Source organism: Streptomyces sp. NPDC004327, from assembly GCF_042873935.1.
Lineage (GTDB): Bacteria > Actinomycetota > Actinomycetes > Streptomycetales > Streptomycetaceae > Streptomyces.
Window position 1 is genome coordinate 467,397 of sequence record NZ_JBIAME010000006.1, and the last position, 26,041, is coordinate 493,437.

At 70.9% G+C, this 26,041-nt stretch carries 26 protein-coding genes and 1 riboswitch; of the genes, 12 read left to right on the forward strand and 14 right to left on the reverse strand.

From position 1 onward, the window contains the following. The first annotated feature begins 68 nt into the window (after positions 1-68). On the forward strand, positions 69-1,556 hold the full coding sequence (dnaB, locus tag ACFYU9_RS22875; protein ID WP_389210725.1) for a replicative DNA helicase: 1,488 nt from the start codon (positions 69-71) through the stop codon (positions 1,554-1,556). A 12-nt stretch (positions 1,557-1,568) separates the two neighbouring features. Here the strand turns inward: dnaB and ACFYU9_RS22880 are convergent, their stop codons facing one another. Continuing rightward, complete coding sequence (locus ACFYU9_RS22880; protein WP_389210723.1) at positions 1,569-2,135, reverse strand: dihydrofolate reductase family protein; 567 nt, start codon at positions 2,133-2,135, stop codon at positions 1,569-1,571. A 121-nt stretch (positions 2,136-2,256) separates the two neighbouring features. Between ACFYU9_RS22880 and ACFYU9_RS22885 the strand changes: the two genes are divergently transcribed. Continuing rightward, a complete protein-coding gene (locus tag ACFYU9_RS22885; RefSeq protein WP_389345824.1) occupies positions 2,257-3,639 on the forward strand; it encodes a serine hydrolase domain-containing protein in 1,383 nt (460 codons plus the stop codon). A gap of 69 nt (positions 3,640-3,708) precedes the next feature. Here ACFYU9_RS22885 and ACFYU9_RS22890 read toward each other — a convergent pair whose 3' ends face one another. The 3 genes from ACFYU9_RS22890 to ACFYU9_RS22900 all read right to left on the reverse strand — a co-directional run bounded on the left by ACFYU9_RS22890 (position 3,709) and on the right by ACFYU9_RS22900 (position 5,624). Continuing rightward, positions 3,709-4,161 carry a GNAT family N-acetyltransferase gene (locus tag ACFYU9_RS22890; protein ID WP_389345825.1) on the reverse strand — a complete coding sequence of 151 codons (453 nt, stop codon included), beginning with the start codon at positions 4,159-4,161 and terminating at the stop codon, positions 3,709-3,711. Then, a complete protein-coding gene (locus ACFYU9_RS22895; protein WP_389210717.1) occupies positions 4,158-4,616 on the reverse strand; it encodes a MarR family winged helix-turn-helix transcriptional regulator in 459 nt (152 codons plus the stop codon). The genes ACFYU9_RS22890 and ACFYU9_RS22895 overlap by 4 nt, the downstream gene beginning before the upstream one ends. A 132-nt stretch (positions 4,617-4,748) precedes the next feature. Next, positions 4,749-5,624, reverse strand: a complete 876-nt coding sequence (locus tag ACFYU9_RS22900) for a GNAT family N-acetyltransferase (RefSeq protein WP_389345826.1) — start codon at positions 5,622-5,624, stop codon at positions 4,749-4,751. A gap of 153 nt (positions 5,625-5,777) precedes the next feature. Between ACFYU9_RS22900 and ACFYU9_RS22905 the strand changes: the two genes are divergently transcribed. Beyond that, positions 5,778-6,440 carry an HAD family hydrolase gene (locus ACFYU9_RS22905; RefSeq protein ID WP_389210713.1) on the forward strand — a complete coding sequence of 221 codons (663 nt, stop codon included), beginning with the start codon at positions 5,778-5,780 and terminating at the stop codon, positions 6,438-6,440. 103 nt (positions 6,441-6,543) lie between these two features. Continuing rightward, complete coding sequence (locus tag ACFYU9_RS22910; protein ID WP_389345827.1) at positions 6,544-7,788, forward strand: globin domain-containing protein; 1,245 nt, start codon at positions 6,544-6,546, stop codon at positions 7,786-7,788. A gap of 33 nt (positions 7,789-7,821) precedes the next feature. Here ACFYU9_RS22910 and ACFYU9_RS22915 read toward each other — a convergent pair whose 3' ends face one another. The 5 genes from ACFYU9_RS22915 to ACFYU9_RS22935 form a co-directional block, all read right to left on the reverse strand. Continuing rightward, entirely contained in the window at positions 7,822-8,301 is a 480-nt protein-coding gene (locus ACFYU9_RS22915) for an NUDIX domain-containing protein (protein ID WP_389210709.1), read from the reverse strand. 52 nt (positions 8,302-8,353) lie between these two features. Further along, positions 8,354-9,250: a LysR family transcriptional regulator gene (locus ACFYU9_RS22920; protein WP_389210707.1), complete on the reverse strand. Its 897-nt coding sequence runs from the start codon at positions 9,248-9,250 to the stop codon at positions 8,354-8,356. A gap of 240 nt (positions 9,251-9,490) precedes the next feature. Then, positions 9,491-10,666 (reverse strand): cystathionine gamma-lyase, encoded by a 1,176-nt coding sequence (locus ACFYU9_RS22925; protein ID WP_389210705.1) that lies wholly within the window; start codon positions 10,664-10,666, stop codon positions 9,491-9,493. Beyond that, positions 10,663-11,154: a low molecular weight protein-tyrosine-phosphatase gene (locus tag ACFYU9_RS22930; RefSeq protein ID WP_389345829.1), complete on the reverse strand. Its 492-nt coding sequence runs from the start codon at positions 11,152-11,154 to the stop codon at positions 10,663-10,665. Before ACFYU9_RS22930 ends, ACFYU9_RS22925 begins: the two co-directional genes overlap by 4 nt. Positions 11,155-11,162: 8 nt before the next feature. Next, on the reverse strand, positions 11,163-11,540 hold the full coding sequence (locus ACFYU9_RS22935) for a phage holin family protein (RefSeq protein ID WP_389210701.1): 378 nt from the start codon (positions 11,538-11,540) through the stop codon (positions 11,163-11,165). 59 nt (positions 11,541-11,599) lie between these two features. On the opposite strand from ACFYU9_RS22935, the gene ACFYU9_RS22940 reads away from it, so the two are divergent. From ACFYU9_RS22940 to ACFYU9_RS22955, 4 genes are all read left to right on the forward strand, one after another. Beyond that, positions 11,600-11,917, forward strand: a complete 318-nt coding sequence (locus ACFYU9_RS22940; RefSeq protein ID WP_389210699.1) for a cupin domain-containing protein — start codon at positions 11,600-11,602, stop codon at positions 11,915-11,917. Positions 11,918-12,097: 180 nt separating this feature from the next. Continuing rightward, on the forward strand, positions 12,098-12,310 hold the full coding sequence (locus ACFYU9_RS22945; RefSeq protein ID WP_389211486.1) for a DUF5326 family protein: 213 nt from the start codon (positions 12,098-12,100) through the stop codon (positions 12,308-12,310). A gap of 203 nt (positions 12,311-12,513) precedes the next feature. After that, positions 12,514-13,284 carry an IclR family transcriptional regulator gene (locus ACFYU9_RS22950; RefSeq protein WP_389210697.1) on the forward strand — a complete coding sequence of 257 codons (771 nt, stop codon included), beginning with the start codon at positions 12,514-12,516 and terminating at the stop codon, positions 13,282-13,284. A 73-nt stretch (positions 13,285-13,357) separates the two neighbouring features. Then, on the forward strand, positions 13,358-13,792 hold the full coding sequence (locus ACFYU9_RS22955) for an SsgA family sporulation/cell division regulator (RefSeq protein ID WP_389211484.1): 435 nt from the start codon (positions 13,358-13,360) through the stop codon (positions 13,790-13,792). Positions 13,793-14,044: 252 nt separating this feature from the next. Here ACFYU9_RS22955 and ACFYU9_RS22960 read toward each other — a convergent pair whose 3' ends face one another. Further along, the gene (locus ACFYU9_RS22960; protein ID WP_389345830.1) at positions 14,045-15,478 is read right to left on the reverse strand and encodes a YibE/F family protein; all 1,434 of its coding nucleotides are present in this window, start codon (positions 15,476-15,478) and stop codon (positions 14,045-14,047) included. A 71-nt stretch (positions 15,479-15,549) separates the two neighbouring features. Beyond that, positions 15,550-15,664: riboswitch (TPP riboswitch) on the forward strand. Between ACFYU9_RS22960 and thiC the strand changes: the two genes are divergently transcribed. Further along, a complete protein-coding gene (thiC, locus tag ACFYU9_RS22965) occupies positions 15,659-17,458 on the forward strand; it encodes a phosphomethylpyrimidine synthase ThiC (RefSeq protein WP_389345831.1) in 1,800 nt (599 codons plus the stop codon). Its footprint overlaps the riboswitch before it by 6 nt. 69 nt (positions 17,459-17,527) lie before the next feature. Here thiC and ACFYU9_RS22970 read toward each other — a convergent pair whose 3' ends face one another. The 3 genes from ACFYU9_RS22970 to ACFYU9_RS22980 form a co-directional block, all read right to left on the reverse strand. After that, entirely contained in the window at positions 17,528-18,328 is an 801-nt protein-coding gene (locus ACFYU9_RS22970) for a hypothetical protein (RefSeq protein ID WP_389345832.1), read from the reverse strand. Between the two features lie 162 nt (positions 18,329-18,490). Continuing rightward, positions 18,491-19,777 (reverse strand): metallophosphoesterase, encoded by a 1,287-nt coding sequence (locus tag ACFYU9_RS22975; protein ID WP_389345833.1) that lies wholly within the window; start codon positions 19,775-19,777, stop codon positions 18,491-18,493. A gap of 460 nt (positions 19,778-20,237) precedes the next feature. Continuing rightward, a complete protein-coding gene (locus ACFYU9_RS22980) occupies positions 20,238-21,344 on the reverse strand; it encodes a LacI family DNA-binding transcriptional regulator (RefSeq protein WP_389210687.1) in 1,107 nt (368 codons plus the stop codon). 358 nt (positions 21,345-21,702) lie between these two features. Between ACFYU9_RS22980 and hisC the strand changes: the two genes are divergently transcribed. Continuing rightward, positions 21,703-22,815, forward strand: a complete 1,113-nt coding sequence (hisC, locus tag ACFYU9_RS22985; protein WP_389210685.1) for a histidinol-phosphate transaminase — start codon at positions 21,703-21,705, stop codon at positions 22,813-22,815. A gap of 66 nt (positions 22,816-22,881) precedes the next feature. Here hisC and ACFYU9_RS22990 read toward each other — a convergent pair whose 3' ends face one another. Continuing rightward, on the reverse strand, positions 22,882-23,259 hold the full coding sequence (locus tag ACFYU9_RS22990) for a cyclophilin-like fold protein (RefSeq protein ID WP_389210683.1): 378 nt from the start codon (positions 23,257-23,259) through the stop codon (positions 22,882-22,884). Between the two features lie 214 nt (positions 23,260-23,473). Between ACFYU9_RS22990 and ACFYU9_RS22995 the strand changes: the two genes are divergently transcribed. Next, positions 23,474-24,979 carry a cytochrome ubiquinol oxidase subunit I gene (locus tag ACFYU9_RS22995; RefSeq protein ID WP_389345913.1) on the forward strand — a complete coding sequence of 502 codons (1,506 nt, stop codon included), beginning with the start codon at positions 23,474-23,476 and terminating at the stop codon, positions 24,977-24,979. An 18-nt stretch (positions 24,980-24,997) separates the two neighbouring features. Beyond that, positions 24,998-25,999 (forward strand): cytochrome d ubiquinol oxidase subunit II, encoded by a 1,002-nt coding sequence (gene cydB / locus ACFYU9_RS23000; protein ID WP_389345835.1) that lies wholly within the window; start codon positions 24,998-25,000, stop codon positions 25,997-25,999. The last annotated feature ends 42 nt before the right edge of the window (positions 26,000-26,041 follow it).

Here is a 26,041-nt window from a genome sequence, read left to right on the forward strand (position 1 = left end):
CGTGGACCGGCGCCCGACGCGCGAGAGTGGCACGGTTGTCCGCGGAGCGGACGGGAGGAGGTGGCTTGGTGAGCATGCCCGAGCCCATGGACGATCCCTGGGCCGAGAGCGGACCCAGCGACCGCCTGCCCACCCGCACCCGCGGTGGCGGCGAGGGCCGCGGCCGTGGTCGCGGCCGCGAGGACCAGCACGAGCGCGGCAGCGAGGGCGGCTGGGACAGCGGGGTGTCCGCGTTCGAGCGCGTCCCCCCGCAGGACCTGGACGCCGAACAGTCAGTCCTCGGCGGCATGCTGCTCTCCAAGGACGCCATCGCCGACGTCGTCGAGATCATCAAGGGCCACGACTTCTACAAGCCGGCCCACGAGACCGTCTACGCGGCGATCCTCGACCTGTACGCGAAGGGCGAGCCGGCCGACCCCATCACGGTGGGCGCAGAGCTCACCAAGCGCGGCGAGATCACCCGGGTCGGCGGCGCCTCCTACCTGCACACGCTCGTCCAGTCGGTGCCGACCGCCGCCAACGCCTCCTACTACGCGGAGATCGTCCACGAGCGCGCGGTGCTGCGCCGTCTGGTCGAGGCCGGCACCAAGATCACGCAGATGGGATACGCGGCCGACGGCGACGTCGACGACATCGTCAACCGCGCCCAGTCGGAGATCTACCAGGTCACCGAGCAGCGCACCACCGAGGACTACCTGCCGCTCGGCGACATCATGGAGGGCGCCCTCGACGAGATCGAGGCGATCGGCTCCCGCAGCGGCGAGATGACCGGTGTGCCCACGGGCTTCACCGACCTCGACGCGCTCACCAACGGCCTGCACCCGGGTCAGATGATCATCATCGCGGCCCGTCCCGCCATGGGTAAGTCCACGCTCGCGCTGGACTTCGCCCGGGCCGCCTCGATCAAGCACAACCTGCCCAGCGTCATCTTCTCCCTCGAAATGGGCCGCAACGAGATCGCGATGCGTCTGCTCTCGGCCGAGGCCCGGGTGGCGCTGCACCACATGCGCTCAGGCACCATGACCGACGAGGACTGGACCCGGCTCGCCCGCCGGATGCCGGACGTCTCGCAGGCCCCGCTCTACATCGACGACTCGCCGAACCTGTCGATGATGGAGATCCGCGCCAAGTGCCGCCGCCTCAAGCAGCGCAGCGGCATCAAGCTCGTCATCATCGACTACCTCCAGCTGATGCAGGCCGGTGGCTCCAAGCGCGCCGAGAGCCGCCAGCAGGAGGTCTCCGAGATGTCGCGAAACCTGAAGCTCCTCGCCAAGGAGCTGGAGCTCCCGGTGATCGCGCTCTCCCAGCTGAACCGAGGCCCCGAGCAGCGCACGGACAAGAAGCCGATGGTCTCCGACCTCCGTGAGTCCGGCTCGATCGAGCAGGACGCCGACATGGTCATCCTGCTGCACCGTGAGGACGCCTACGAGAAGGAGTCCCCGCGCGCGGGCGAGGCCGACATCATCGTCGGCAAGCACCGTAACGGCCCGACGGCGACGATCACCGTGGCCTTCCAGGGCCACTACTCGCGCTTCGTGGACATGGCACAGACCTGATCGGGAAGCCGCTCAGCGTCTCGTCTCGTACCGGGTCAGGACCACGCCGCCGGGAAACGTCCGCGTCTCCGCCAGGTTCAGGTTCACCCAGCTGTCCAGTGCGGTGAAGAACGGCGTGCCGCCGCCCACCAGGACCGGATGGGTGACGATCACGTACTCGTCGATGAGCCCGGCGCGCAGGGCCGCCCCGGCGAGCGTGGCGCCGCCGATGCTCATGGGGCCGCCGTCCCCGGCCTTGAGCCGGGTGATCTCGGCGATGGCGTCGCCGGTGACCAGGCGGGTGTTCCAGTCGACCCGGGTGATCGTCGAGGAGAACACCACCTTCGGCGTGTCCCGCCAGTTCCGCGCGAACTCGATCTCCGCCGGGGTGGCGTCGGGCTGCTGGTCGCCGGTCGGCCAGTAGGAGCTCATCGTCTCCCACAGCCTGCGCCCGTACAGCGTCAGGCCGCTCGCCCGCTCGTGGTCGAGCCAGTACTGGAACAGCTCCTCGCTCGGCGGTCCGCTCCAGCCGATGTCGTCACCGGCCGCGGCGATGTAGCCGTCCAGAGTCAGGTTCATGCCGTAGATCAGTTTCCGCATGGCCCAGCCTTCCGTCCGTGGGGGTCCGGCGTACAGACCAGCGTGGCCCGGGAAACTCATCGGTGCGCGACCGGGGCTCGCCGGTCCCCGCACCGGTGCGGTCACGCGGCATGATCGTCACATGACGTCCTCCTTCGAAACCCTGCTTCCCGGCACCGAACGTGCCCTCCTGCACCGCATCGCCGTCGCCCAGCGCGAGGGCCGGGCGCCCTCGTTCGCGGCCGGTGTGGTGCGCGACGGGAGGACGGTCTGGTCCGGGTCGCGCACCGGCGGGGACGGGCACGCGCCCGACGCCGAGACGCAGTACCGGATCGGCTCGATCACCAAGGTGTTCACCGCGGTTCTGGTGATGCGGCTGCGGGACGAAGGGCTGATCGGCCTGGAGGACCCGCTGGAGAAGCATCTGCCCGGCACGGGCGTGGGCGAGGTGACGATCGCTCAACTCCTCGGCCACGGCTCCGGTCTCGCCGCCGAGTCGCCCGCGCCGTGGTGGGAGCGGACGCCGGGGACGACCAGGCCGGAGCTGGCGGACGTGCTTGGGGAGCGGCCGTCGGTGCATCCGGCCGGGCGGCTCTTCCACTACTCCAACCCCGGTTACACGCTCCTCGGTTCGCTCGTCGAGGCCGTCCGAGGGGTGTCCTGGGAGGAGGCGCTGCGTACCGGGATCCTGGAGCCGCTGGGCCTCGGCCGGACGACGGTCTGGCCGGTCGCCCCGGCCGCCGATGGCTGGGCGGTGCACCCGTGGGCCGATGTGATGATGCCGGAGCCGGCGGAGGACCTGGGGATCATGGCACCCGCCGGACAGCTCTGGTCGACGGTCGGCGACCTCTGCCGGTTCGCCGCGTTCCTGGCCGAGGGCGACGACCGGGTGCTCTCCCGGGCGTCCGTCGAGGAGATGCGGGTGCCGTCGGTGCCGCCGGCCGCCGGAGACCCGGACGGGGGCTACGGCCTCGGGCTCCAGCTGCTGCGCCGGGACGGCCGTACGCTCGTCGGCCACACGGGCTCGCTGCCGGGCTTCGTCGCGACCTTGTGGGTGAGCGTCGAGGACGGTCTGGCCGCGGTATGCCTCGCGAACGCGACCTCCGGCCCCCTGCCGTCCCTCGTGGCCGCCGATCTCGTGCGGATCGTCGCCGAGGCCGAGCCGCGTCTTCCGGAGCCCTGGCGGCCCCTTCCCGAGACCGAGGTGGACGCCGAGCTGCTCGCGCTCACCGGGCCCTGGTACTGGGGGACGTACGCGTACGGGCTGCGGGTCGGCGCCGGGCGCGGGGTGACCCTGGAGCCGCTGAAGGGCGTGGGGCGGCGGGCGAGCTTCCGGGCGCTGCCCGAGGGCGGCTGGATCGGCCTCGACGGCTACTACCAGGGCGAGACGCTGCGCGTGGTGCGGCGCCCGGACGGCTCGGTGAGCCATCTCGACCTCGGCTCCTTCGTCTTCACCCGGGAGCCGTACGAGCAGGGGGACGCCGTGCCGGGCGGTGTGGACGAGGCCGGCTGGCGCGGTCTCTGACCGCCGAGGCGCCGGCGCCATGGCAAAGCGCGCTGTTTCACGTGAAACAGCGCGCTTGCGGAGTCCTGGTCAGAGACTCAGCTTGAAGCCGACGTGCGAGGGCTTGAAGCCGAGCCGCTCGTAGAAGCGGTGGGCGTCGGCGCGGGTGACGTCCGAGGTCAGCTGCACCAGGCCGCAGCCCTGAGTCCTGGACTCCTCGACGGCCCACTCGATGAGCCGGGTGCCGAGGCCGCTGCCGCGCTCGTCGGCGTGGATGCGGACGCCCTCGATGATCGAGCGGGTCATGCCCCGGCGGGAGAGCCCGGGGACGATCGTGAGCTGGAGGGTGCCGACGACCTTCTCCGCGCGCACGGCCACGACGACATGCTGGTGGGGATCACCGTCGAGCCGGTCGAAGGCGGCGGTGTACGGGGTGAGGTCGTCGGGCGACTCGCGCCGGGCGCCCAGCGGGTCGTCCGCGAGCATCGCCACGACCGCGGGGAGGTCGCCGCGCTCCGCGGGCCGGATCGTCAGCTCGCTCATGCCGGGACGCCCAGGTCCTCGACGACACGGACGAACGGGGCCAGCTCGGGGTTGCGGGCGGCCTCGTCCAGCGCCTCGCGCAGTGCCTTGTCGTTGGTGGGGCGGGCCTCGGCGAGCAGCTGCAGGCCGGCCTCGGTGACATCGGTGTAGATGCCGCGCCGGTCGGTGGCGCAGAGGTACCGGGTGAGCAGACCGCGGTCCTCCAGGCGGGTGACGAGCCGGGTGGTGGCGCTCTGGCTGAGCACCACGGCGTCGGCGACCTGCTTCATCTGGAGGTGGCCGCCGGGGCCCTCGTGCTGGCGGCTGAGGACGTCGAGCAGCGAGTACTCGCGGACGCTCAGACCGTGCTGGGACTCCAGGGCGCGCTCGACGTGCGACTCGATCCTGCCGTGCAGCAGGGAGAGGGCACACCAGCCCTGGGCGAGGGCCGTCAGAGCGGGGTCCGTCGCGGTCATGGGTCTTTCCTCGCTTCCTCGGTCTCTCCTCGATGCGGAGCGGTTCCTCCCCAGGGTAGTCGAGGAGGCGCAAAAGTCCGCGTGTGCAATTAATCGCTCCGGCGGTGGGGCCACTGCCGGGCCCCACCGAGGTCACCCCGCGGCGACGGTCAGCGGAGCGAAGCGGCGGTTTGCGTCACCCGGCAGGTCGGGGGCCGAGCGGACCATGAGGCTCGTGGTGAAGACGCTGCCCACCTCGTTCGCCTCCAGCCAGGTCAGCAGGGCGGTGTGGCCGGCCTCGACGTCCGTGCGCAGCGGCCGGTCGGTGGCCTCGGCCAGGGCCGTCACGAGGTGCTGGGCGGTCGCCGGATCGCGGGCGATCAGCGGGCCGATGACATGGGTGTCCATGTTGGGCCAGAGGGCGCCGAAGCCGGTGAGCCCGCCGTCCCGCTCCGCGACGCGCAGCACGTCGGCGAAGGCGGGCAGCCGGGTGATGAGGTGCGTGCGGTCGGCGCCGAAGACCTCGTGGTCGAGGCTCAGGATCGCCTGGAGGTCCTCCGCGGTCGCGGGCCGGACCGAGGTGCCCGCCGGGGCCTCCGCGGCCGGTTCGGCGAAGTTGAAGCGGCCCTTGAGCAGCTCGGACCTGCCGATCTCGGTGAAGCCGAGCTGTGCGTAGAGCGGCTGCCCGTTGGGCGTGGCGTACAGCGTCAGCGGGGTGCCGTCGTACTCCGCGAGGACGTGCTGCATCAGCCGGCGTCCCACGCCCTGGCGGGCGTACCGCTCGGCGACGAGGACCATGCCGATCGCGGCGAGCCCGGGCCCGTAGGAGGTGACGACGCAGGCCGTGAGCAGCCCCTTGCCGTCGGGGTCGTCGATGCCGTAGCCGGTGCCTGCGGCGAGCAGCAGCCCCCACTTGTACTCCTCCCGGTCCCATCCCCGGTCCTCGGAGAGATCGGCGCAAGCGAGGAGGTCGTCGGAGGTGAGGTGCCGGATGGGGAGCTTGTCGAGTGAGGTCTGCGAAATCGGCATGGTGATCAGGCTTACCGACGCGCCGAGGGCACGTCCACCGGTTTACGGGCCGTGACCCGGGGGCGCGGTGGAGCGGGGCTGACCTGGAGATGTTTCACGTGAAACACCGCCGCCGACGTCGCCGCCGCGCCACCCGTACTAGCCTCGGCACACGTGGCTGACCTGACGCATGCCCGTGACGGGCGCAGACTGCATCTCTTCGACCTCGACGGCACGCTGATCCGCGGCTCGGCGGCCGCGGTGGAGATCTCCCGGCAGCTCGGGCTGAGCGAGGAGATCGAGCGGCTGGAGCAGGATTTCCTGCTGCGCGGGATGACACCCGACGAGTTCGCCGTGCGGGCCCATGCTCTGTGGGCCGAGCTCACGCTGGAGCAGGTGACCGCCGCCTTCGAGGGAGCGCCCTGGCTGGCCGGCATCCGGGAGGTGTGGGCGGAGATCCGGGCCGGGGGCGGGCGCTGCGCGGTCATCTCGCTCTCGCCCGACTTCTTCGTCGAACGGCTCCTGGAGTGGGGACTCGACGCGGCTCACGGCTCCCGCTGGCCCTCCGTCCCCTTCACCGAGCCGATCCACCGGCCCGGCATCCTCGACGCCTCGGCGAAGGTGCGGATCGCCGGCGAGCTCTGCGAGCGCTTCGGGCTCGGCCTGGCCGACTGCGTGGCGTACGGGGACTCGATGTCGGACGCCGAGCTCTTCGCGGTCGTCCCGGAGAGCGTGGCGGTGAACGCGGACCACCATCTCGCCGGCCTGGCGACCCACCGTTACGGCGGAGCCGACCTGCGCGAGGCATACGCACTGGTGCGAAAGAGCGCAGCCTAGCCCTCCGAGGGCACCTATTGGCCGGGATTCCCACTTTCTGTCCGTAGCGACCCCAGGACTGCCATCCTGCGAACACGGAGGCCGACTGCGGGGAGGCAAGCACATGACGGAAGCTCCGGCTGCGGCCACGGACGCGCCGCTGCCCCGGATAGCGGCACCATCACCGGACGAGACGGAGGCGTCAGCCGAGGCGTCACCGGACGGACCACCGGCACCGCCGGCGGCCGTCCGTCAGGGCGATCCCTCGCCCGACGCCGTGCTGGTCCGGCGCACCCTGACCGAGATCGCCCCCGTCGCCGACCGGGTGACCTCGTACTTCTACGCCCTGCTGTTCATCGGCAGCCCCGGACTGCGCGAGATGTTCCCGGCGGCCATGGACACCCAGCGCGACCGGCTGCTCAAGGCGCTGCTCACGGCGGCCGAGCACCTCGACAACACCAGGGTGCTGACCGAGTACCTGCAGAACCTGGGCCGCGGGCACCGCAAGTACGGCACCCGGCCGGAGCACTACCCGGCGGTCGGCGAGGCGCTGATCGGTGCCCTCGCCCGGTACGCCGAGAGCGTCTGGGACGCCGAGACCGAGGCGGCCTGGGTCCGTACGTACACGACGATCTCGCAGATCATGATCGACGCCGCCGCCGAGAACGAGGCGCAGGCGCCGGCCTGGTGGCAGGCCGAGGTGGTCAGCCACGATCTGCGCACCCGGGACATCGCCGTGGTGACGCTCCGGCCCGACCAGCCGTACCCCTTCCTCGCCGGGCAGTACACGACCCTGGAGACCCCGTGGTGGCCGCGGATATGGCGGCACTACTCCTTCGCCTCGGCGCCCCGGCCGGACGGGCTGCTCTCGCTGCACGTGAAGGCCGTGCCGGCGGGCTGGGTGTCCAACGCCCTGGTCCACCGCGCGCGGCCCGGGGACGTACTGCGGCTCGGCCCGCCCGCCGGGTCGATGACGGTCGACCACTCGACCGACAACGGACTGCTCTGCCTGGGCGGAGGGACCGGCATCGCGCCGATCAAGGCGCTGGTGGAGGACGTCGCGGAGCACGGCGACCGGCGGCCCGTCGAGGTGTTCTACGGCGCCCGCAACGGCCACGACCTCTACGACATCGACACGATGCTGCGGCTGCAGCAGACCTTCCCCTGGCTCTCGGTCCGTCCGGTCACGGAGGACCAGGGGCGGCTGCCGGACGCGGTGTGCCGTTACGGGCCGTGGGCCGAGTACGACGCCTATCTGTCGGGGCCGCTCGGCATGATCCGCAGCGGGGTCGACGCCCTGAAGGGCGCCGGCATCCCCACCGACCGGATCCGTCACGACTACGTGTCGGAGCTGGTCGCCTCGGCCTGAGCGCAGACCGTCGAAGTCTGCAGAAACGTGCCGTCAGCCCAGGTCGGGCGCGTGCATCGCGCGAACGCCCTCGATGTTGCCGTCCAGGTAGTGGCGCAGCGAGAGCGGGACGAGGTGCACGGCGGCGATCCCGACCCGGCTGAACGGCACCCGGACGATCTCGTACTCGCCCAGTGGCTCGTCGACTTCGGGGCCGTGCCGCTGCGCGGTGTCCATGGATTCGAGGCGGCAGACGAAGAAGTGCTGCACCTTCACCCCGGAGACGCCGCCGTCGACGATGTGCTCGACGGTGTCGACGAAACAGGGCACCACATCGGTGATCTTGGCGCCGAGTTCCTCGTGGACCTCGCGGTGCAGGGCCTCGACGACCGTCGGGTCGGAGGCCTCGACCCCGCCGCCGGGCGTCACCCAGTACGGATCCACTCCCGGCTTGGTGCGCTTGATGAGGATCAGGTCGTCCCCGTCGAGCAGGATGGCGCGTGCGGTGCGCTTGACCACTGGTCGTTCGGTCATGGAAGGAAAATGGCCCGTCCTCGCTGTCCTGAAACGCCCGCCCGCTCGAAACTCACCACTCCCCCGCGGCCCGCAGCAGCCGCTCATGGGCCCGGGCCACGTGCGGCAGGGCGAGGGTGCCGGTGCGGACGACGAGGAAATAGGTGCGCAGCGGCGGCACGGGCGGGTCGAGCAGCGCCACCAGACGGCCCCGGGCCAGCTCCGGCTCGCAGAGATAGCGCGGCAGCACGGCGAGGCCGGCGCCGGAGGCGGCGGACTCCAGGACGGCCCGCAGGTCCGGGACGATCACGGTCGCGGCGGCGGCGGGCTTGGTCTCGAAGACGGCCGTCCAGTAGCGGGAGACGAAGGGCAGCGACTCGTGCACCTCGACCACCGGCAGCTGCTCCAGGACGAGCGCGCCCGCGCCCCGCAGCACGCCGGGGGAGAGCCGGGCGGCCCAGCGCGGGGCGGCGACCAGGACGTGCTCCTCGTCGCAGAGTGGTGTGGCGGAGAGGAGACCGCCGCGGGGCCGGGCGGTGGCGACGGCCAGGTCGTGGTGGCCGGCGGCGAGCCCGTCCAGGGTCTCGGCCGCGTCGCCGAGCAGGGAGACGCGCACGGCGAGGCCCTGGGCGACCAGCGGGGTGAGCGCGGGCAGCACCCGCGCGGAGGTGAACTCGGGCGGCCCGGCGACATGCAGGGTGCGCACCCCGCTCCGCTCGTCCAGGCCGGTCTCGGCGATCTCGACGAGCGCGTCCAGGTGCGGGGCGGCGCGGTGGGCGAGCTCGTCGCCGATGGTGGTGGGGGTGACCCCGCGGGCCCGTCTGAGGAAGAGCGGGCGGCCGAGCTGCCGTTCCAGCGTGCGGATCTGGCTGGTGACGGCCGGCTGGGAGAGGCCGAGGAGGGCGGCGGCGCGGGTGAAGGAGCCGGCACGGTGCACGGCGACGAAGGTGCGCAGCAGGGTCAGATCCATGTCCGCGCCCTCCCGGCCCCTGCGTCCGTACGACAGATCCGTCCAACTATAAATAAGTCGATAGGTCGCTGTCGCTACCGTGATTGGACACTGACGCAGAGTCAACTAGCCTTGTTCGCGCGGTTGTCCGCAAGGGCACCCGCAGGGGGCGAGGGGCGTTCCGAACCACGAGGGGGGAGGCTCGGAGCGCCCCTGTCACCCTGTCCGGCGGCGCTGCGCGGCAGGCTGCCGGGCGGGCCGTCAGGCGGCCTTGGCCGCCTCGTCGAGGGCGCGCAGGACGTCCTCGATCAGGTCCTCGGGGTCCTCCGCGCCCACCGAGAAGCGGACGAAGCCCTCCGGCACCGCGTCCCCGCCCCAGCGGCCGCGCCGCTCGGCCGTGGACCGCACCCCGCCGAAGCTGGTCGCCTCCTCGACCAGGCGCAGCGCCTCCAGGAAGCGCTCGGCCCGCTGCCGGTCGGGCAGTTCGAAGGAGACGACGGAGCCGAAGCGCCGCATCTGCCGGGCGGCCACCTCGTGCGCGGGGTCGCCGGGCAGGCCCGGGTAGCGCAGGCCGGTGACGTCCGGGTGCGCGGCGAGCGCCTCGGCGAGGGCGAGCGCGGTGCCGCACTGCCGCTCGACGCGCAGCTGGAGCGTGGCCAGGGAGCGGTGGGCGAGCCATGCCTCCATCGGGCCCGGGATGGCGCCGACGATCTTGCGCCAGCGCCGGACCTCGGCGGCCCGCTGCGGGTCGCGGCAGCTGACGTGGCCGAGCAGGACGTCGCCGTGCCCGGTCATGCCCTTGGTGTCGCTGGCCACCGAGAAGTCGGCGCCGAGCTGGAGCGGCCGCTGGCCGAGCGGGGTGGCCAGGGTGTTGTCGACGGCGACGAGCGCGCCCTGCTCGTGGGCGGCGGCGACCATGCGGCGCAGGTCGCACACGTCGAGCCCCGGGTTGGACGGGGTCTCGATCCACAGCAGCTTCGCCCCGGCCAGCACGGTCAGCTGGGCGTCGCCGCCGGTCGGCGCTGAGCGCACCTCGACGCCGTACGCGCGCAGCTGCTCGTGCACCAGCGGCAGGGCCTGGTAGCCGTCGGACGGGACGACGACGGTGTCGCCGGCCCTCAGCTGGGAGAACAGCACGGCGGAGATGGCGGCCATGCCCGACGCGAAGACCAGTGTCTCGACGCCGCTCTCCCCCGGTGCCTCCAGCTCGCCGATGGCGCGCTCGAGGTGGGTCCAGGTGGGGTTCTCGTCGCGCCCGTAGGTGTACGGGCCGGTGGGCTCGCCGGGCAGGTGGAAGTGGGCGGCGAAGACGGGGCCCGGCAGGGTGGGCTCGTACTTCACGGGCTCGGGCAGGCCGGCCCGTACCGCCCGGGTCCCGTCGCCGATGCCGCCGGTCCGGCCGCTCCCGCCCCGGTCGGCGGTCGTGTCGCCGCTCATGCCGTGCGCTCCTTCACTCGGTCGCGTACGGCGGCGAGCAGGCCCTCGCTCGCCGCCTCCACCATCTCCAGGCACTCCTCGAAGCCGTCCCGGCCGCCGTAGTACGGGTCGGGCACGTCGAGTCCGGCCACCGCGCCCGGGTCGTAGGAGCGCAGCAGCCGTATCTTCGCGGCGTCCTCGGAGGTCGGGGCGAGCCGCCGCAGCTCTTGCACATGGCCCTCGTCGAGGGCGATCACGAGGTCGAGCGCGGGGAACCAGGAGGCACGAAACTGCCGGGCGGTGTGCGCGGAGCCGTAGCCGTGCTCGTCCAGTACGGCGACCGTGCGCGGGTCGGCGCCGTCGCCCTCGTGCCAGCCGCCGGTGCCCGCGCTGTCCACCTCCACGAGGCCGGCGAGCCCGGCCTCGGCGACCCGGGCCCGGAAGACGTGCTCGGCCATCGGCGAGCGGCAGATGTTGCCCGTGCAGACGAAACAGACGCGGTACGTCATGCCCCGCCTCAGTCGCCGTCGGGGAGGACGACGTTCAGCGCCCAGGAGACGACCGAGATGATCAGGCCGCCGAGCACGGCGGTCCAGAAGCCCTCGACGTGGAAGCTCAGGTCCAGCTTGTCGGCCAGCCAGGACGTCAGGAGCAGCATGAGCGCGTTGACGACGAGGGTGATCAGACCGAGCGTCAGGATGAAGAGCGGAAATGTCAGCAGCTTCACGATCGGCTTCACCAGGAAGTTCACCAGGCCGAAGACCAGGGCGACCAGGATCAGCGTCCATGCCTTCTTGGCTGTGCTCTCACCGGTCAGTGTGATGTCCTGGAGCAGCCAGACGGCAACCCCGAGGGCACCCGCGTTCGCGAGGGTCTTGAGGACGAAATTCTTCATGTGCCAGATCGTGGCAGCACTATCCGGCCACAGCCAAGGACTAAGGACGGGAACGAGCGATGAAGGCATTCCGGCTGGACGAGCTGGACGCGGAGCGGGCCGCCAACGAGGGCGCCTATCTGCAGTTCCTGCGCGAGCGGAACATGTCGGTGGGCCTGTACGCGCTCGATGCGGGACAGACCGACCCGCAGGGGACGCACCGGCAGGACGAGGTGTACTTCGTGGTGAGCGGACGGGCCTCGATCACGGTAGGGGACGAGACGACCTCGGTGGCCCGGGGCAGCGTGGTCTACGTGCCGGCGGGGGTGCCGCACAAGTTCCACCACATCAGCGAGGACCTGCGGGTGCTCGTGGTGTTCTCGCCGCCGGAGGCGTGACCCCGACGGGCCGGCCCGGTCGCGGGCCCGGACCCCTAGGGGTCGGATCAGGGAAGACCGGGGGCCGTGAGGCCCCCGCGGACACCGGGTGCACCCCTAGCATCGAAGTGTGTCCGGCGCAGAGCGCGCCGACCGGGCCGCTGGGCCCGGCACTTCGGAGATGAGGTAAGCGCCATGGCGGTGAAGGAGATTCTCGCGGGGATGCCGTGGTGGGTGAAGTGGATCGCCATACCCGTCATCGCGCTGGCCGTCTTCGGCGGTCTGATCACCACGGTCCTGAGCATCGTCTTCGGGCTGCTCTTCAAGGTGCTGGTCTTCGTGGCGCTGGTCGGCGGTCTGATCTACGTCGTCAAGAAGGTCACGGCGTCGAACAGCTCGCGCGGGGACTGGTAGCACTGCCCGTCGGGCGTTAGCCCGGCCGGGGGAACGCGCAGGTCGAAACCCCTGTGGCTCCGAGGCCTGCCATTAGAGTGGAAATCCTCTGCCGCCCCGGGAACCACAGGCGAAACCTCCGCGGTCCCAGGCCGCGGCGGGCGCGCGGGGGCGGCCCCCGCGGGCGGGTGCGACGCACTCGTCGACACGCCTGGGGGTGACCTTTGGCCACTGCTTCGCAGCCCGCTGCTCCTACTCTGATCGGCTCGGTGCAGCGGGCCCTGAGACTCCTCGAGGCCGTGGGCTCCCACGAGGACGGGGCCCCCGCCAAACAGCTCGCGCGCGAGGCGGGACTCCCGCTTCCCACCGCGTACCACCTGCTCCGCACCCTGACGCACGAGGGCTATCTGCGCCGCGACAAGGGTGTGTTCGTCTTCGGAGACGCCGCCGCCCGTCTGGTCGGCGGCGGAGCTGTGCAGAATCGTCGCACCAAGATCGAAGACTCTCTCGCCCGCTGGCGCGACACCATCGGTGTCCCCGTCTACTTCGCCGTCTACCGCGAGGGCGAGATCGAGCTGGTCTCGGTCGCCGACACCCCGTCCAATCCCGCGGTCGAGGAATGGGCGAACTTCAAGGAGACCGGCCACGCGCACGCGATCGGCCAGTGTCTGCTCTCTCAACTCGATCCGAAGAGCCGTCAAGACCACCTCGATCGCCACCCGGTGGAAGCCATCACCCCATATACGGTGCGTAATCAGCGTGCTCTTTTGGAGCGTTTGGGCGGTATGGGGCGAATGGAGCCCCTGGTGGAGCGTCAGGAATATGCGCTCGGCACGGTCTGTGCCGCGATCCCCATCACCGCGGGCTCCACGGCGGCCACGATGGCGATTTCACTCCCGCTCCACCAGCAAGAACGGTTGCTTCCCGCAGTCGAATGGCTACGTAATGAGATCGGAAGACTCTTCTCGTCACTCGCGTTCTCTATCAGTATCTGAAAAATCACTCCTTGTGATCTGCTAGGGCTTACAGCACGATTGCGTCAAAACTTCCACTACTGCGGGGTACATGATGCGAGAGACGGTTCAGGCCGAGGTCCTGATGAGCTTCCTCGTCTCCGAGGAGCTCTCCTTCAGGATCCCGGTGGAACTGCGATACGAGACCCGCGATCCGTACGCGGTGCGGATGACCTTCCACCTGCCCGGGGACGCCCCGGTGACCTGGGCGTTCGGGCGGGAGCTGCTGCTCGACGGGATCAACAGGCCGAGCGGGGACGGCGACGTGCACATCGCGCCGACCGACCCCGAGGGCCTCTCCGACGTGATGATCCGGCTCCAGGTCGGCGGCGACCGCGCCCTGTTCCGGGCCAGCGCACCGCCGCTGGTCGCGTTCCTCGACCGGACGGACAAGCTCGTCCCGCTCGGTCAGGAGCGGACCCTCGGTGACTTCGAGGACTACCTGGAGGAGGCACTCGGCCGGATCCTCGCGGAGGAGAACGCGGGCTGAGTCACGGCCGGGTCTCCGAGCCCCGGCCGTGCGCCCGGCCCCCCTGCCGGGTTCGCACCGCGTCCACCTGCGCGCCTGTTCTTGCGCGTCCGTTCCTGCGCGCCCATTCCTACGCACCCGTTCCTGCGCGTACGTCCCCGCGCCCGCTCATGCGGTCCGTTCCCTCGCGTACGTCCCCGCGTACGTCCCCGCGTCCGCTCGCGCGTACGTCCCCGCGTCCGTTCCGCCCGCTAGGCGCCCCGCGCAGCAAGGTCACTTCGCCCGTCGCCGCCGGCCGCCCCGTCCCCCTCGCGCCGCTGCTCCGCGCGCCGCCCGTCCCGCCGGAACCGGCTGTCCCGCCGGCCCAGGGAGGCCGGTCGCCGGCCGGTCGGCCGCGACCACGAGGGCCGCGAGGCCGGTGGTGACCGGCACCGAGGCGACCAGACCGATCGAGCCGACCAGCGTGCGGACGATCTCCTCCGCCACCAGCTCGCTGTTGGCCACCGTCCCCATGCTGCTCTGCGCGATGGAGAAGAGCAGCAGCAGCGGCAGTGCCGCGCCGGCGTAGGCGAGCACCAGGGTGTTCACCACCGAGGCGATGTGGTCCCGGCCGATCCGGATGCCGGCCCGGTAGAGCGCCCGCGGTCCCATGCCCGGGTCGGCCTGGTGGAGTTCCCAGACGGCCGAGGTCTGGGTGACCGTCACGTCGTCGAGCACGCCGAGCGAGCCGATGATGACGCCGGCGAGCAGCAGGCCCGACATGTCGATGTGCGGGTAGAGGCCGTGGATGAGACCGGTGCTGTCGTCGGTGTTGCCGCTGAGCGAGGCCCAGCCGACGAAGAGCGAGCCGAGCAGCCCGGTCAGCAGCAGCGAGACCAGCGTGCCGAGCACCGCGACCGAGGTGCGCGCCGAGAGCCCGTGGCACATGTAGAGGGCGATCAGCATGATCGCGCTCGCCCCGACGACGGCCACCACCAGCGGATTCGAGCCCTGGAGTATCGCCGGCAGGATGAAGAAGGTCAGCACCAGGAAGCTCGCGGCGAGCGCCACCAGTGCCATCACCCCGCGCATCCGGCCGACGATGACGACGGCGAGCGCGAAGATGCCGGCGAGCAGTGCGACGGGGAACTTCCGGTCCACGTCGGTGACCGAGTACTGCAGCTCGCGCGGCGCGTCCGGCGCGTACGCGACCACCACGCCCTGGCCCTCGTGGAGCTGCCGGGGCGCGTCCGGCTGCACGATCTCGGTGAACCTGCGGCCCTTGTCGCGCCCCGTGCCGACCTCGACGGTGGCCTTCTCGCACTGGCCCGTCGCGGACTCGGCGTTCCCGTTCTTGCAGTCGACGTGCACGACGGCGACCACCCGGCCCTGCTCGGTCTGCCGGTCGAAACCGACGCCCGTGCGCTGGTGCGCCGGCGAGCCGCCCGGCCACAGCACCACGAGCCCGACGAGCACGGCGGCGCCGAAGGGGATGAGGATCGCGGCGATGACCTTCCGCAGATGCCGGGAGACGGGCGCGGCCGGCCCGTGGCTGTGGCTGTGTCCGTGGGAGTGCCCCGAGGGCGCGGAGTGGTCGGAGCGGTCGGAGTGGTCATGGCCGTGCCCGGGGGACTGGCCGGAGTGGCCGGTGGCCGGACCGGGGGAGTGGCCGTGGCCGCCATGGCCCTCGTGGCCATGCGTTTCGGGGGTCTGCTGCGTCGAAGTCACTGCTCGATCCTCGCAAGAACGCTGGGGGCCCACTGTTCAGCACGCCAGGGTTGACGCTAGCGTGGTGGCACCTTTGCACACGCGGGAGCTCGGAGCACCGGGCTGAGAGGGCGCTGAAGATCGCTGCGCCGACCGCCGAACCTGTTACCGGGTAATGCCGGCGTAGGGAGATTCGGTCTCATGACCATTCAGGATGCACGCACGCCTGCCTCCGACCAGAACGCCCCGCAGGGCAGCGGCCAGGGCGAGCGCACGCCGGGCTGGCACAAGGGGTACGTCGAGGGCTCCCGCCCCGACCTCCGGGTGCCGGTCCGCCAGGTGCACCTCACCAACGGCAAGGACGTGACGCTGTACGACACGTCCGGTCCGTACACCGATCCCGCCGTCGAGACCGACGTGCGGCGCGGACTGCCGCCGCTGCGCGAGAACTGGATCATTGCGCGCGGCGACACCGAGGAGTACGCGGGCCGTCCGGTCCGCCCCGAGGACGACGGCGTCAAGCACACCTCGCCCCGCGGCGGTGGGCTCAAGAACCTCGACGCGGTCTTCCCGGGCCGGCCGCGGCTGCCCCGCCGGGGCCGCGCCGGGCAGGCGGTGACCCAGCTCGCGTACGCCCGCCGTGGCGAGATCACGCCGGAGATGGAGTACGTCGCGATCCGCGAGAACGTCTCCCCCGAGGTCGTTCGCGAGGAGATCGCGGCCGGGCGCGCGGTGCTGCCGGCCAACGTCAACCACCCGGAGATCGAGCCGATGATCATCGGCAAGCGGTTCCTGGTGAAGGTCAACGCGAACATCGGCAACTCCGCCGTGACCTCCTCGATCGAGGAGGAGGTGGAGAAGATGACCTGGGCGACCCGGTGGGGCGCCGACACGGTCATGGACCTGTCCACCGGCCGCAACATCCACACCACCCGTGAGTGGGTGCTGCGCAACTCCCCCGTGCCGATCGGCACCGTGCCGCTCTACCAGGCCCTGGAGAAGGTCGACGGCAAGGCCGAGGAGCTGACCTGGGAGATCTACAAGGACACGGTCATCGAGCAGGCCGAGCAGGGCGTCGACTACATGACGGTGCACGCCGGCGTGCTGCTGCCGTACGTGCCGCTCACCGCGCGCCGCAAGACCGGCATCGTCTCGCGCGGCGGCTCGATCATGGCCGCCTGGTGTCTCGCGCACCACAAGGAGAACTTCCTCTACACCCACTTCGAGGAGCTCTGCGAGATCCTGGCGGCGTACGACGTCACGTACTCGCTCGGTGACGGCCTGCGGCCCGGCTCGATCGCGGACGCCAACGACGAGGCGCAGTTCGCCGAGCTGCGCACGCTCGGCGAGCTGAACACGATCGCCAAGCGCCACAACGTGCAGACGATGATCGAGGGCCCGGGCCACGTCCCGATGCACAAGATCAAGGAGAACATCGACCTCCAGCAGGAGATCTGCGAGGAGGCGCCGTTCTACACGCTCGGCCCGCTGACCACGGACGTCGCCCCGGCGTACGACCACATCACCTCGGGCATCGGCGCCGCGATGATCGCCTGGTGGGGCACCGCGATGCTCTGCTACGTCACGCCCAAGGAGCACCTGGGCCTGCCCAACCGCGACGACGTGAAGACCGGTGTCATCACGTACAAGATCGCGGCGCACGCGGCGGACCTGGCGAAGGGGCACCCGGGCGCGCAGGAGTGGGACGACGCGCTGTCGGACGCGCGGTTCGAGTTCCGCTGGGAGGACCAGTTCAACCTGGCCCTCGACCCGGACACGGCCCGGGAGTTCCACGACGAGACGCTGCCGGCGGAGCCCGCGAAGACGGCGCACTTCTGCTCGATGTGCGGGCCGAAGTTCTGCTCGATGAAGATCTCGCAGGACATCCGCCGCGAGCACGGCGGGGATCTGAAGGCCGACGAGATCGAGGCCGGCATGGCCGAGAAGTCGGCGGAGTTCGCGGCGTCCGGGAACCGGGTGTACCTGCCGCTGGCCGACTGAGGCACGCGCACGGACAGGCACTGACGGCGGGTCGCTCATCGGGGGGTGAGTGACCCGCCGTCAGGCGCGTCACGCGTCAGGGCTCGTGAAGTCCGGGCTGGTGAAACCGGGGCTCGTGTAGGTCGGGCGCGGGGCCGGGGAGCCCTCGTTCGGGCTGGTGAAGTCCGGGCCGCTGTAGCCGACCTTGGGTATGCGGCCGGCCGGCGACCGGGGCGACTGCGGGGCCGACTGCTGCGGCACGTCCGGTGCCGCGGCGAGGGCGTCGCGCAGGAAGGGGTGGATGCCCCGCTCGGTCAGGGCCCGGCACCAGGCTTCCCGGGCGCGCGTCAGCTCGTCGTCGGGGGTCTGGGCGGGGAGCTCGGTGGCGCTGTTGCGCAGGGCCGTGACCAGCAGTCCGGCCGCCGCGAAGAGCAGCCCGGCCGCGGCGACGGCGCCGAAGAGGAGGCCCGCGGTGAGCAGGGTGTCGGCGAAGGCGGGCGCCGGGTCGAGCATCTTCAGGACCGCGCCGACGAACAGGAAGATCACGGCCGCGGTGCCCGCGAGGAGCGGGCCGAGGACGGTGACGACGGCGACGAGGCCGGCGCCGCCCGCACCACCGGTGTCGTCCGCGCCGTCCGTGCCGCTCGCCGCGCGGGCCCGCTCGCGGACCTGCTCCCGCACCTTCACGAAGTGGTCGTACTCGACCGCGGCGGCGGTCGTGATCAGCGTCGTGGCGTTCAGCGCCATCGAGCGCAGCTGAGTGGTGGTCAGCCGGGACCCGGATCCGGCCAGATCCGGATGGTCGTGCGCGGTGCGCAGTGCCTCGTCGAGGACGCGCTCGAACTCGGCACGGTCCTCGGTCAGCAGGTGCGGAGCCACGTTCATGTGCATCCCCCGATGCTCCGTGGGGGCCGGAACCAGCCGTCTTCGACGGCGGGTTCGGGCAGAAACGGAGGAGAGCCTGCTACGGATGAGCCGATGGTATTGCGGTCACGGCACGTGGTGACAGGGTGTTTCGGGAAATCGCCTTCCCCGGATGCGTACGGTTATGCGTCAGGCGGACAGCGGGAGTTGGACGACCAGCAGCTTTCCGGCCATGGTCACTCCGCCGTCCATCGCGATGGCGAGCCCGTCCGCGTAGAGGTGCGGACCCTCGACCTGCGGGCGCTCTCCCTCCTCGCCGTCCTCCGTGCCGACCTGGCCGAGAAGGTACGGGATGGGGCTGTGGCCGTGCACGATCCGGTTGCCGCCGTAGGTGCCGAGCATCTCGCGGACGGCCGGCGGGCCGGCCTCCTCGTCGCGGAAGGCGAAGCGCTTGGTGAACTTCCGGAACAGGTCCCAGACCTCGTCGGCGTCGTTGCGGTTGAGGGTCTCCTTGACCGTCTCGTTGACGTCCTCGATCGTGTCGCCGTACTCGAGGTACGCGGTGGTGTCCGAGTGCAGCAGCAGGTGGCCGTCCTCCTCCGCCATGGAGTCGAGCCGGGACATCCACTGGAGGTGGACGTCCTGGAGGCGGTCCATGTCGTGCTTCTGGCCGCCGTTGAGCAGCCAGGCGGCCTGGAAGGTGGCGGTGCCGGCGCCGGAGCTGACCGGCGTGTCGCCGAAGCGCTTGGCGCCGATGAGGAGCAGCTCGTGGTTGCCCATCAGGGCCTTGCAGTAGCCGCCGGCGGCCGCCGCCTCGGCGGACAGCCGCATCACGAGGTCGATGACGCCGATGCCGTCGGGGCCGCGGTCGGTGAAGTCGCCGAGGAACCACAGCCGGGTGTTGCCGGCGGCCCAGCCGCCGTTCTCGTCGATGATGCCCTGGGCGCGCAGCGCTTCGAGCAGCTCGTCGAGATAGCCGTGGACGTCGCCCACGACGTACAGCGGGCCGCGGCCGTCGGGGCGCGCGGCGGCCGGCTGGGGCACCGGGGTGACGTGGACCTGGACGGTGTCGCCGCGGTTGATGACCGGGAGGTCGCGCTCGGTCGGCGTGTACCCCTCGGGCGGCTCGTCGTCGGGGAAGGCGTTGCCGGGGTGTCCGGAGCCGACGGCCCCGCTCGGTTCGACGGCTCCGGCCGGTCCTGCGGTGCCGGTCGCTCCGGCGGTGCCGATCGGTCCGACGGACCCGGCGGCGAAGAAGTCGTACGGCTCGGGCGCCTCGTACGGCTCACGGGGCTCGGGCGCCTCGCGGGGCTCGTACGGCTCGGGCGCCCGGCCCAGGTGGAGCGTGGCGTCGGCGGCCGTGGGAACCGGCTCGGGGGCATGGCCCTGGACGGGCACCCGGGCGTACGGAGGTACACGGAAGTCACGCAACGTCGCTGTGCGCACCACGGGTTCCTGCCCGGCCCCCTGTGTCATCGACCCCTCCACCACCGTCGCGATGCCCTGCACATCGCGGACCGGTCTGGTCGTGATGGTCCGCGGTGTCGTCCGCCCATCATAGGAATGAGGGTCCGCCTGTGTGACGCACCAGGGGTGGTGAATCCGGGTCCACTCCGGGTTCACCGGTTGTTTCGCCCGAATTGGGAAGGTCCGGACCAGGGTCGGGCCGGGGGCACCGAAAGGTTTGCGCCGACCCGGCCGGAAGAGCCACGGTCTTCCGCGACCCTCCCCCCAGCCTTCCCCGGCCCCTCCTCCCGCCCCCGTCCGGCGCCCCTGCCGCCCCGTCCGGCTCCTTTTCCCGCCCCCCGTCAGGGCTCCCCTCCCCGCCCCCTCCCGATCTCCCTCGCGGACCTCTCCCCGACTTTCCCGGACTCTTCTCGGGCTCTTCCTGCTGTTTCCGGGCTTTCGCGGGCGGTCGCCGTCCCTCGTTCCCGGTTCAGTCCTTCGAGGGAGACCGTGGCGGGCTCACGGTTGTCCTCGGCGAGCGGCGCTGCGAGGAGGTGCGGACGATCAGCTCGGTCGGTATCACCTGCTCGACCGGTCCGTCCGTCTCGATGCCCTCGATCGCGTCGATGAGCAGCTGCACGACGGCCGTGCCGATGCGGCGCGGCTTGAGCGAGAGCGTCGTGATGGGCGGCTCGGTGTTGGCGTACATCGTGGACTCGCTGCAGCACACGAGCAGCAGGTCGTCCGGGACCCGCAGCCCGTAGCGGCGGGCCGCGGCGAGCAGGTCGGTGCCGTTGGGGTCGAAGAGTCCGTAGACGGCGTCGGGGCGGTCCGGGCGGGCGAGCAGCCGGTCGGCCGCGACGGCGCCCGCGCACGGATCGTGCGCCGGATAGGCCTCGTAGACGGGATCCTGGCCGACCCGCTCGCACCAGTTGAGGTACGCGGTGGTGGACAGCCGGGTGTACGTGTCGGTCGTCGTCCCGGTGAGCAGCCCGATCCGGCGGGCGCCGGCCGCGGCGAGGTGGTCGAGCAGGTCGAGGACGGCGGCCTCGTGGTCGTTGTCGACCCAGGCGGTCACCGGCAGCGTGCCGGCGGGGCGCCCGTCGGAGACGACGGGCAGGCCCTGGCGGACGAGTTCGGTGACGACGGGGTCGTGGTCGGAGGGGTCGATGACGACGGTGCCGTCGAGGGCGACGTTCGACCAGACGTCGTGACGGGAGGTGGCGGGCAGGATGACCAGGGCGTAGCCGCGGGCGAGCGCGGCCGAGGTGGCGGCTCTGGCCATCTCCGCGAAGTACGCGAACTCGGTGAAGGTGAAAGGTTCATCCCCGTACGTGGTCACGGTCAGGCCGATGAGCCCCGACTTGCCGGTACGGAGGGTGCGGGCGGCCGCGGAGGGGCGGTAGCCCAGCCTGTCTGCGACCTCGCGGACGTGACGGCGGGTGGCGTCCGGGAGCCGCCCCTTGCCGTTGAGCGCGTCGGAGACAGTCGTGATCGAGACCCCGGCGGCGGCGGCCACGTCCCGAATGCCCGCCCGGCCCTGCCGGCTTCCCCGGGTCTGTGCCCGGCTCACCTGGTGCTTCCCTGCTGCTGTCATGGCGAGCCGATAGTAGGGCGAAGGGAGTGGGTCGGGCCGGTCGCATATGCAGGCAGCAGCAGGCACGTTTCTGCATGATCAAAAATGCCCAACAGCCTGGGAAACAGAGGGTGTTCTGGGGGTGATCATGGGAGCTGGTACCTCTGGCCGCCATGCACCTGGCGAGGGTGCGAGGTCTCGAAGAGGTCTCAACTCACCTCTACGAGGGATGCGCGCCACCGCGCCCGCCACCGGCGCGCGCCACCCCGGCGCGCGCTCCCCTCGTTGCCGCTCCGTTGTCCACAGCCCATTCGCAGGAGCGCCGAATCCTCATAAGGTGAGGAGTATTGGTGGTACGGACGGTCGAGGAGGACCCACAGTGAGCGAGACCAGCGGGACGAGCGGGGTCGGCACCACGGGCACGGCGGGCCCGAAGCTGCGCGCCGAGCTGGACGGCATCCCCACCTACAAGCCGGGCAAGCCGGCCGCCGCGGGCGGGCCGGTCGCCTTCAAGCTCTCCTCCAACGAGAACCCGTATCCGCCGCTGCCGGGCGTCATGGAGAGCACGCTGGCCGCGGCCGCCAGCTTCAACCGCTACCCGGACATGGCGTGCACCGGGCTGATGAACGAGCTCGCCGACCGCTTCGGCGTCCCGGTCTCGCACATCGCCACCGGCACCGGCTCGGTCGGTGTCGCCCAGTCGCTGATCCACTCGACCGCGGGCCCGGGCGACGAGGTGATCTACGCCTGGCGTTCCTTCGAGGCGTACCCGATCATCACGCAGATCAGCGGGGCCACCTCGGTGCAGGTGCCGCTGACCGAGGGCGAGGTGCACGACCTCGACGCGATGGCGGCGGCGATCACCGACCGGACCCGGCTGATCTTCGTCTGCAACCCGAACAACCCGACGGGCACCGCGGTGCGCCGGGCCGAGCTGGAGCGCTTCCTGGACCGGGTGCCCTCCGACGTCCTGGTCGTCATCGACGAGGCGTACCGGGAGTTCGTCCGCGACACCGACATCCCGGACGGCATCGAGCTCTACCGTGACCGGCCGAACGTGGCGGTGCTGCGCACCTTCTCGAAGGCGTACGGGCTCGCGGGTCTGCGGGTGGGCTTCGCCGTCGCCCACGAGCCGGTGGCGGAGGCGCTGCGCAAGACGGCGGTGCCGTTCGGCGTGAGCCAGCTCGCGCAGGACGCGGCGGTGGCCTCGCTGCGGGCGGAGGACGAGCTGCTCGGGCGGGTCGGCTCGCTGGTGGCCGAGCGCGAGCGGGTCCATGCGGGGCTCGTGGCCCAGGGCTGGACCGTGCCGGACACCCAGGCGAACTTCGTCTGGCTGCGGCTCGGCGAGCGGACCATGGACTTCGCGGCGGAGTGCGAGCGGCACGGCGTGGTGGTGCGGCCGTTCGCGGGGGAGGGCGTGCGCATCACGATCGGTGAGTCCGAGGCGAACGACCTGTTCCTGAAGACGGCGGAGGGTTTCCGCCAGGGCTGATCGGCCGGTTCAGGCAGGGCTGGTCGGCCGGCGGTTCGGTCGGTCAGGGCCGGTCGGCCGGTTCGGTCAGTCGGCGAGTTCCACCCGGATCGGGTCGCCGGACCGGACGGTGGCCAGGATCCTGGGGTCCCCGTCCAGCGTGCCCAGGAGGTTGCACGGGCTGGCGAGCCTCGGCTCGTCGCCCGTGGAGATCGGGGTGGGGCCGTAGGGGAGGGCGAGCGCGTCGCCCTCCGTCCAGAACGCCACCGTGCCCGGCGCGACGACCTGGCGCGCGTCGGACTCCAGCGGGACCGAGACCGGAGTGTCGAAGTAGACCTCCTCGCCCCAGGTCCGGGCGGTGGCGGAGATCGGCAGAGCCCCCACGAGCACCTTGCTCGTGGGGGTTTCGTCGAGGGTGGCCGTGGTGTGACCGGCCGGCCAGGAGATGCGTATCCGAAGGTTCATGGCCCGGATTCAACAATATGTTGAAGGCCTTGGGAAGAGGTGACCTTCGGTACGGGACCCCCGAGCAAAGGTACGGATTTCGTATGAGCCATAATGCTTGTGAATGTGAACGCGTTCACAAGCGTGTCCTTGTTCCTCCCGAAATGGGGTGGATCAAAGGGGCAAACTGCCGATGTGCACCACGGCGACGTAAGGAGAAGACGACGTGGACCATGTGGACCTCGCGTTGGCGCCAGAGACTCTGGCGCGCTGGCAGTTCGGTATCACCACCGTCTACCACTTTCTCTTCGTCCCTCTGACGATCTCGCTCGCCGCGCTCACCGCCGGGCTCCAGACGGCCTGGGTGCGCACCGAGAAGGAGAAGTACCTCAGGGCGACGAAGTTCTGGGGCAAGCTCTTCCTGATCAACATCGCGATGGGTGTGGTCACCGGCATCGTGCAGGAGTTCCAGTTCGGCATGAACTGGTCGGACTACTCCCGCTTCGTCGGTGACGTCTTCGGCGCTCCGCTCGCCTTCGAGGCGCTGATCGCGTTCTTCTTCGAGTCGACCTTCATCGGTCTGTGGATCTTCGGCTGGGACAAGCTGCCCAAGAAGATCCACCTGGCCACCATCTGGATGGTGTCGATCGGCACGACCCTGTCGGCGTACTTCATCCTGGCCGCCAACTCCTGGATGCAGCACCCCGTCGGCTACAAGATCAACGGGGCCCGCGGCCGCGCCGAACTGACCGACTTCTGGCTGGTGCTCACCCAGAACACCACCCTCAACCAGGTCTTCCACACCCTCTCGGCGGCCTTCCTCACCGGCGGCGCCTTCATGGTCGGCATCGCCGCCTACCACCTGGCCCGCAAGCGGCACATCCCGGTGATGAAGACCTCGCTGCGGCTCGGCCTGATCACCGTCGTCATCGCCGGCATGCTCACCGCGGTCAGCGGCGACCTGCTCGGCAAGGTGATGTTCCAGCAGCAGCCGATGAAGATGGCCGCGGCCGAGGCGCTGTGGGACGGCGAGAAGCCGGCGCCCTTCTCCGTCTTCGCCGTCGGCGATGTCGACAAGGGCCACAACACGGTCGCGATAGAGATCCCGGGACTGCTGTCCTTCCTCGCGAACGACGACTTCACCTCGTACGTCCCGGGCATCAACGACATCAACAAGGCCGAGCAGCAGCAGTTCGGGCCCGGCGACTACCGGCCCAACATCCCGGTGGCGTACTGGGGCTTCCGCTGGATGATCGGCTTCGGCATGGCGTCCTTCGCCCTCGGCCTGCTCGGGCTCTGGCTGACCCGCAAGAAGTTCATGCTGGCCCCCGGCCTGAGGACGGGCGAGGACGAGGCACCGCATCTGGTCCTGTTCAAGAACAAGGCGCTCAGCCCGCGGATCGGCAAGTGGTACTGGATCGCCGCCCTGTGGACGATGGTCTTCCCGCTGATCGCCAACTCCTGGGGCTGGATCTTCACCGAGATGGGCCGTCAGCCGTGGGTCGTCTACGGCGTGCTGCGCACCCGTGACGCCGTCTCCCCCGGGGTCTCCCAGGGCGAGGTGATCACCTCGATGATCGTCTTCACGCTCCTCTACGCCGTGCTCGCCGTGATCGAGGTGAGGCTGCTCGGCAAGTACGCGAAGGCCGGCCCGCCCGAGCTCACCGAGAACGACCTCAACCCGCCCACCCGGATCGGCGGGGACCACGACGCCGACCGGCCCATGGCCTTCTCGTACTGAGGCTCAGGAGATCGAGGCATGGAACTCCACGACGTCTGGTTCGTACTCATCGCCGTCCTCTGGACCGGCTACTTCTTCCTCGAAGGCTTCGACTTCGGGATCGGAGTCCTCACCAAGCTGCTCGCCCGGAACCGGGTCGAGAAGCGGGTGCTCATCAACACCATCGGTCCCGTCTGGGACGGCAACGAGGTCTGGCTGCTCTCCGCGGGCGGCGCGACCTTCGCCGCCTTCCCCGAGTGGTACGCGACGCTGTTCTCCGGCTTCTACCTGCCGCTGCTGCTCATCCTGGTCTGCCTGATCATCCGCGGTGTCGCCTTCGAGTACCGGGCGAAGCGGCCCGAGGAGAACTGGCAGCGCAACTGGGAGCAGGCCATCTTCTGGTCCTCGCTGCTCCCGGCCTTCCTGTGGGGCGTGGCCTTCGGCAACATCGTCCACGGCGTGAAGATCGACCAGAACCACGAGTACGTCGGCAACGTCGCGGATCTGCTCAACCCCTACGCCCTGCTCGGCGGCCTGGTCACGCTCACCCTCTTCACCTTCCACGGCACCGTGTTCGCGGCGCTCAAGACGGTCGGCGACATCCGTGTGCGGGCCCGGGCGCTCGCGCTGAAGCTGGGCGTGGTGACCGCCGCGGTGGCGCTCGCCTTCCTCGTCTGGACCCAGGTCGACAAGGGGGACGGCGCAAGCCTGGTCGCTCTGGTGATCGCCGTGCTGGCGCTGGTCGGCGCGATCGGGGCGATCCGGATGGGACGCGAGGGCTGGTCGTTCGCGCTCTCGGGCATCACGATCGTCGCGGCCGTGGCGATGCTGTTCCTGACGCTCTTCCCGAACGTCATGCCCTCCTCGCTGAACCCGGCGTGGAGCCTGACGGTGACCAACGCGTCCTCGACCCCGTACACGCTCAAGATCATGACCTGGTGTGCGGCCATCGCGACCCCGCTGGTGCTGCTCTACCAGGGCTGGACCTACTGGGTGTTCCGCAAGCGGATCGGTACGCGGCACATCGCCGACGCCCACTAGCCAGCTCCAGCAACCGGCTCCTCCGGCCCGCTCCTCAGGGAG

What these genes read in the sequence shown, in the direction of transcription:
- ACFYU9_RS22915 (WP_389210709.1), bottom strand. Translation starts at nt 8,301, where the DNA reads ATGACCGAACGACCAGTGGTCAAGCGCACCGCACGCGCCATCCTGCTC.
- ACFYU9_RS22935 (WP_389210701.1), bottom strand. Translation starts at nt 11,540, where the DNA reads ATGAAGAATTTCGTCCTCAAGACCCTCGCGAACGCGGGTGCCCTCGGG.
- ACFYU9_RS22940 (WP_389210699.1), top strand. Translation starts at nt 11,600, where the DNA reads ATGAAGGCATTCCGGCTGGACGAGCTGGACGCGGAGCGGGCCGCCAAC.
- cydB (WP_389345835.1), top strand. Translation starts at nt 24,998, where the DNA reads ATGGAACTCCACGACGTCTGGTTCGTACTCATCGCCGTCCTCTGGACC.
- ACFYU9_RS22880 (WP_389210723.1), bottom strand. Translation starts at nt 2,135, where the DNA reads ATGCGGAAACTGATCTACGGCATGAACCTGACTCTGGACGGCTACATC.
- ACFYU9_RS22910 (WP_389345827.1), top strand. Translation starts at nt 6,544, where the DNA reads ATGACGGAAGCTCCGGCTGCGGCCACGGACGCGCCGCTGCCCCGGATA.
- ACFYU9_RS22885 (WP_389345824.1), top strand. Translation starts at nt 2,257, where the DNA reads ATGACGTCCTCCTTCGAAACCCTGCTTCCCGGCACCGAACGTGCCCTC.
- ACFYU9_RS22980 (WP_389210687.1), bottom strand. Translation starts at nt 21,344, where the DNA reads ATGACAGCAGCAGGGAAGCACCAGGTGAGCCGGGCACAGACCCGGGGA.
- ACFYU9_RS22955 (WP_389211484.1), top strand. Translation starts at nt 13,358, where the DNA reads ATGCGAGAGACGGTTCAGGCCGAGGTCCTGATGAGCTTCCTCGTCTCC.
- ACFYU9_RS22970 (WP_389345832.1), bottom strand. Translation starts at nt 18,328, where the DNA reads ATGCACATGAACGTGGCTCCGCACCTGCTGACCGAGGACCGTGCCGAG.
- ACFYU9_RS22920 (WP_389210707.1), bottom strand. Translation starts at nt 9,250, where the DNA reads ATGGATCTGACCCTGCTGCGCACCTTCGTCGCCGTGCACCGTGCCGGC.
- ACFYU9_RS22890 (WP_389345825.1), bottom strand. Translation starts at nt 4,161, where the DNA reads ATGAGCGAGCTGACGATCCGGCCCGCGGAGCGCGGCGACCTCCCCGCG.
- ACFYU9_RS22990 (WP_389210683.1), bottom strand. Translation starts at nt 23,259, where the DNA reads ATGAACCTTCGGATACGCATCTCCTGGCCGGCCGGTCACACCACGGCC.
- ACFYU9_RS22930 (WP_389345829.1), bottom strand. Translation starts at nt 11,154, where the DNA reads ATGACGTACCGCGTCTGTTTCGTCTGCACGGGCAACATCTGCCGCTCG.
- thiC (WP_389345831.1), top strand. Translation starts at nt 15,659, where the DNA reads ATGACCATTCAGGATGCACGCACGCCTGCCTCCGACCAGAACGCCCCG.
- ACFYU9_RS22975 (WP_389345833.1), bottom strand. Translation starts at nt 19,777, where the DNA reads ATGACACAGGGGGCCGGGCAGGAACCCGTGGTGCGCACAGCGACGTTG.
- ACFYU9_RS22900 (WP_389345826.1), bottom strand. Translation starts at nt 5,624, where the DNA reads ATGCCGATTTCGCAGACCTCACTCGACAAGCTCCCCATCCGGCACCTC.
- ACFYU9_RS22925 (WP_389210705.1), bottom strand. Translation starts at nt 10,666, where the DNA reads ATGAGCGGCGACACGACCGCCGACCGGGGCGGGAGCGGCCGGACCGGC.
- ACFYU9_RS22895 (WP_389210717.1), bottom strand. Translation starts at nt 4,616, where the DNA reads ATGACCGCGACGGACCCCGCTCTGACGGCCCTCGCCCAGGGCTGGTGT.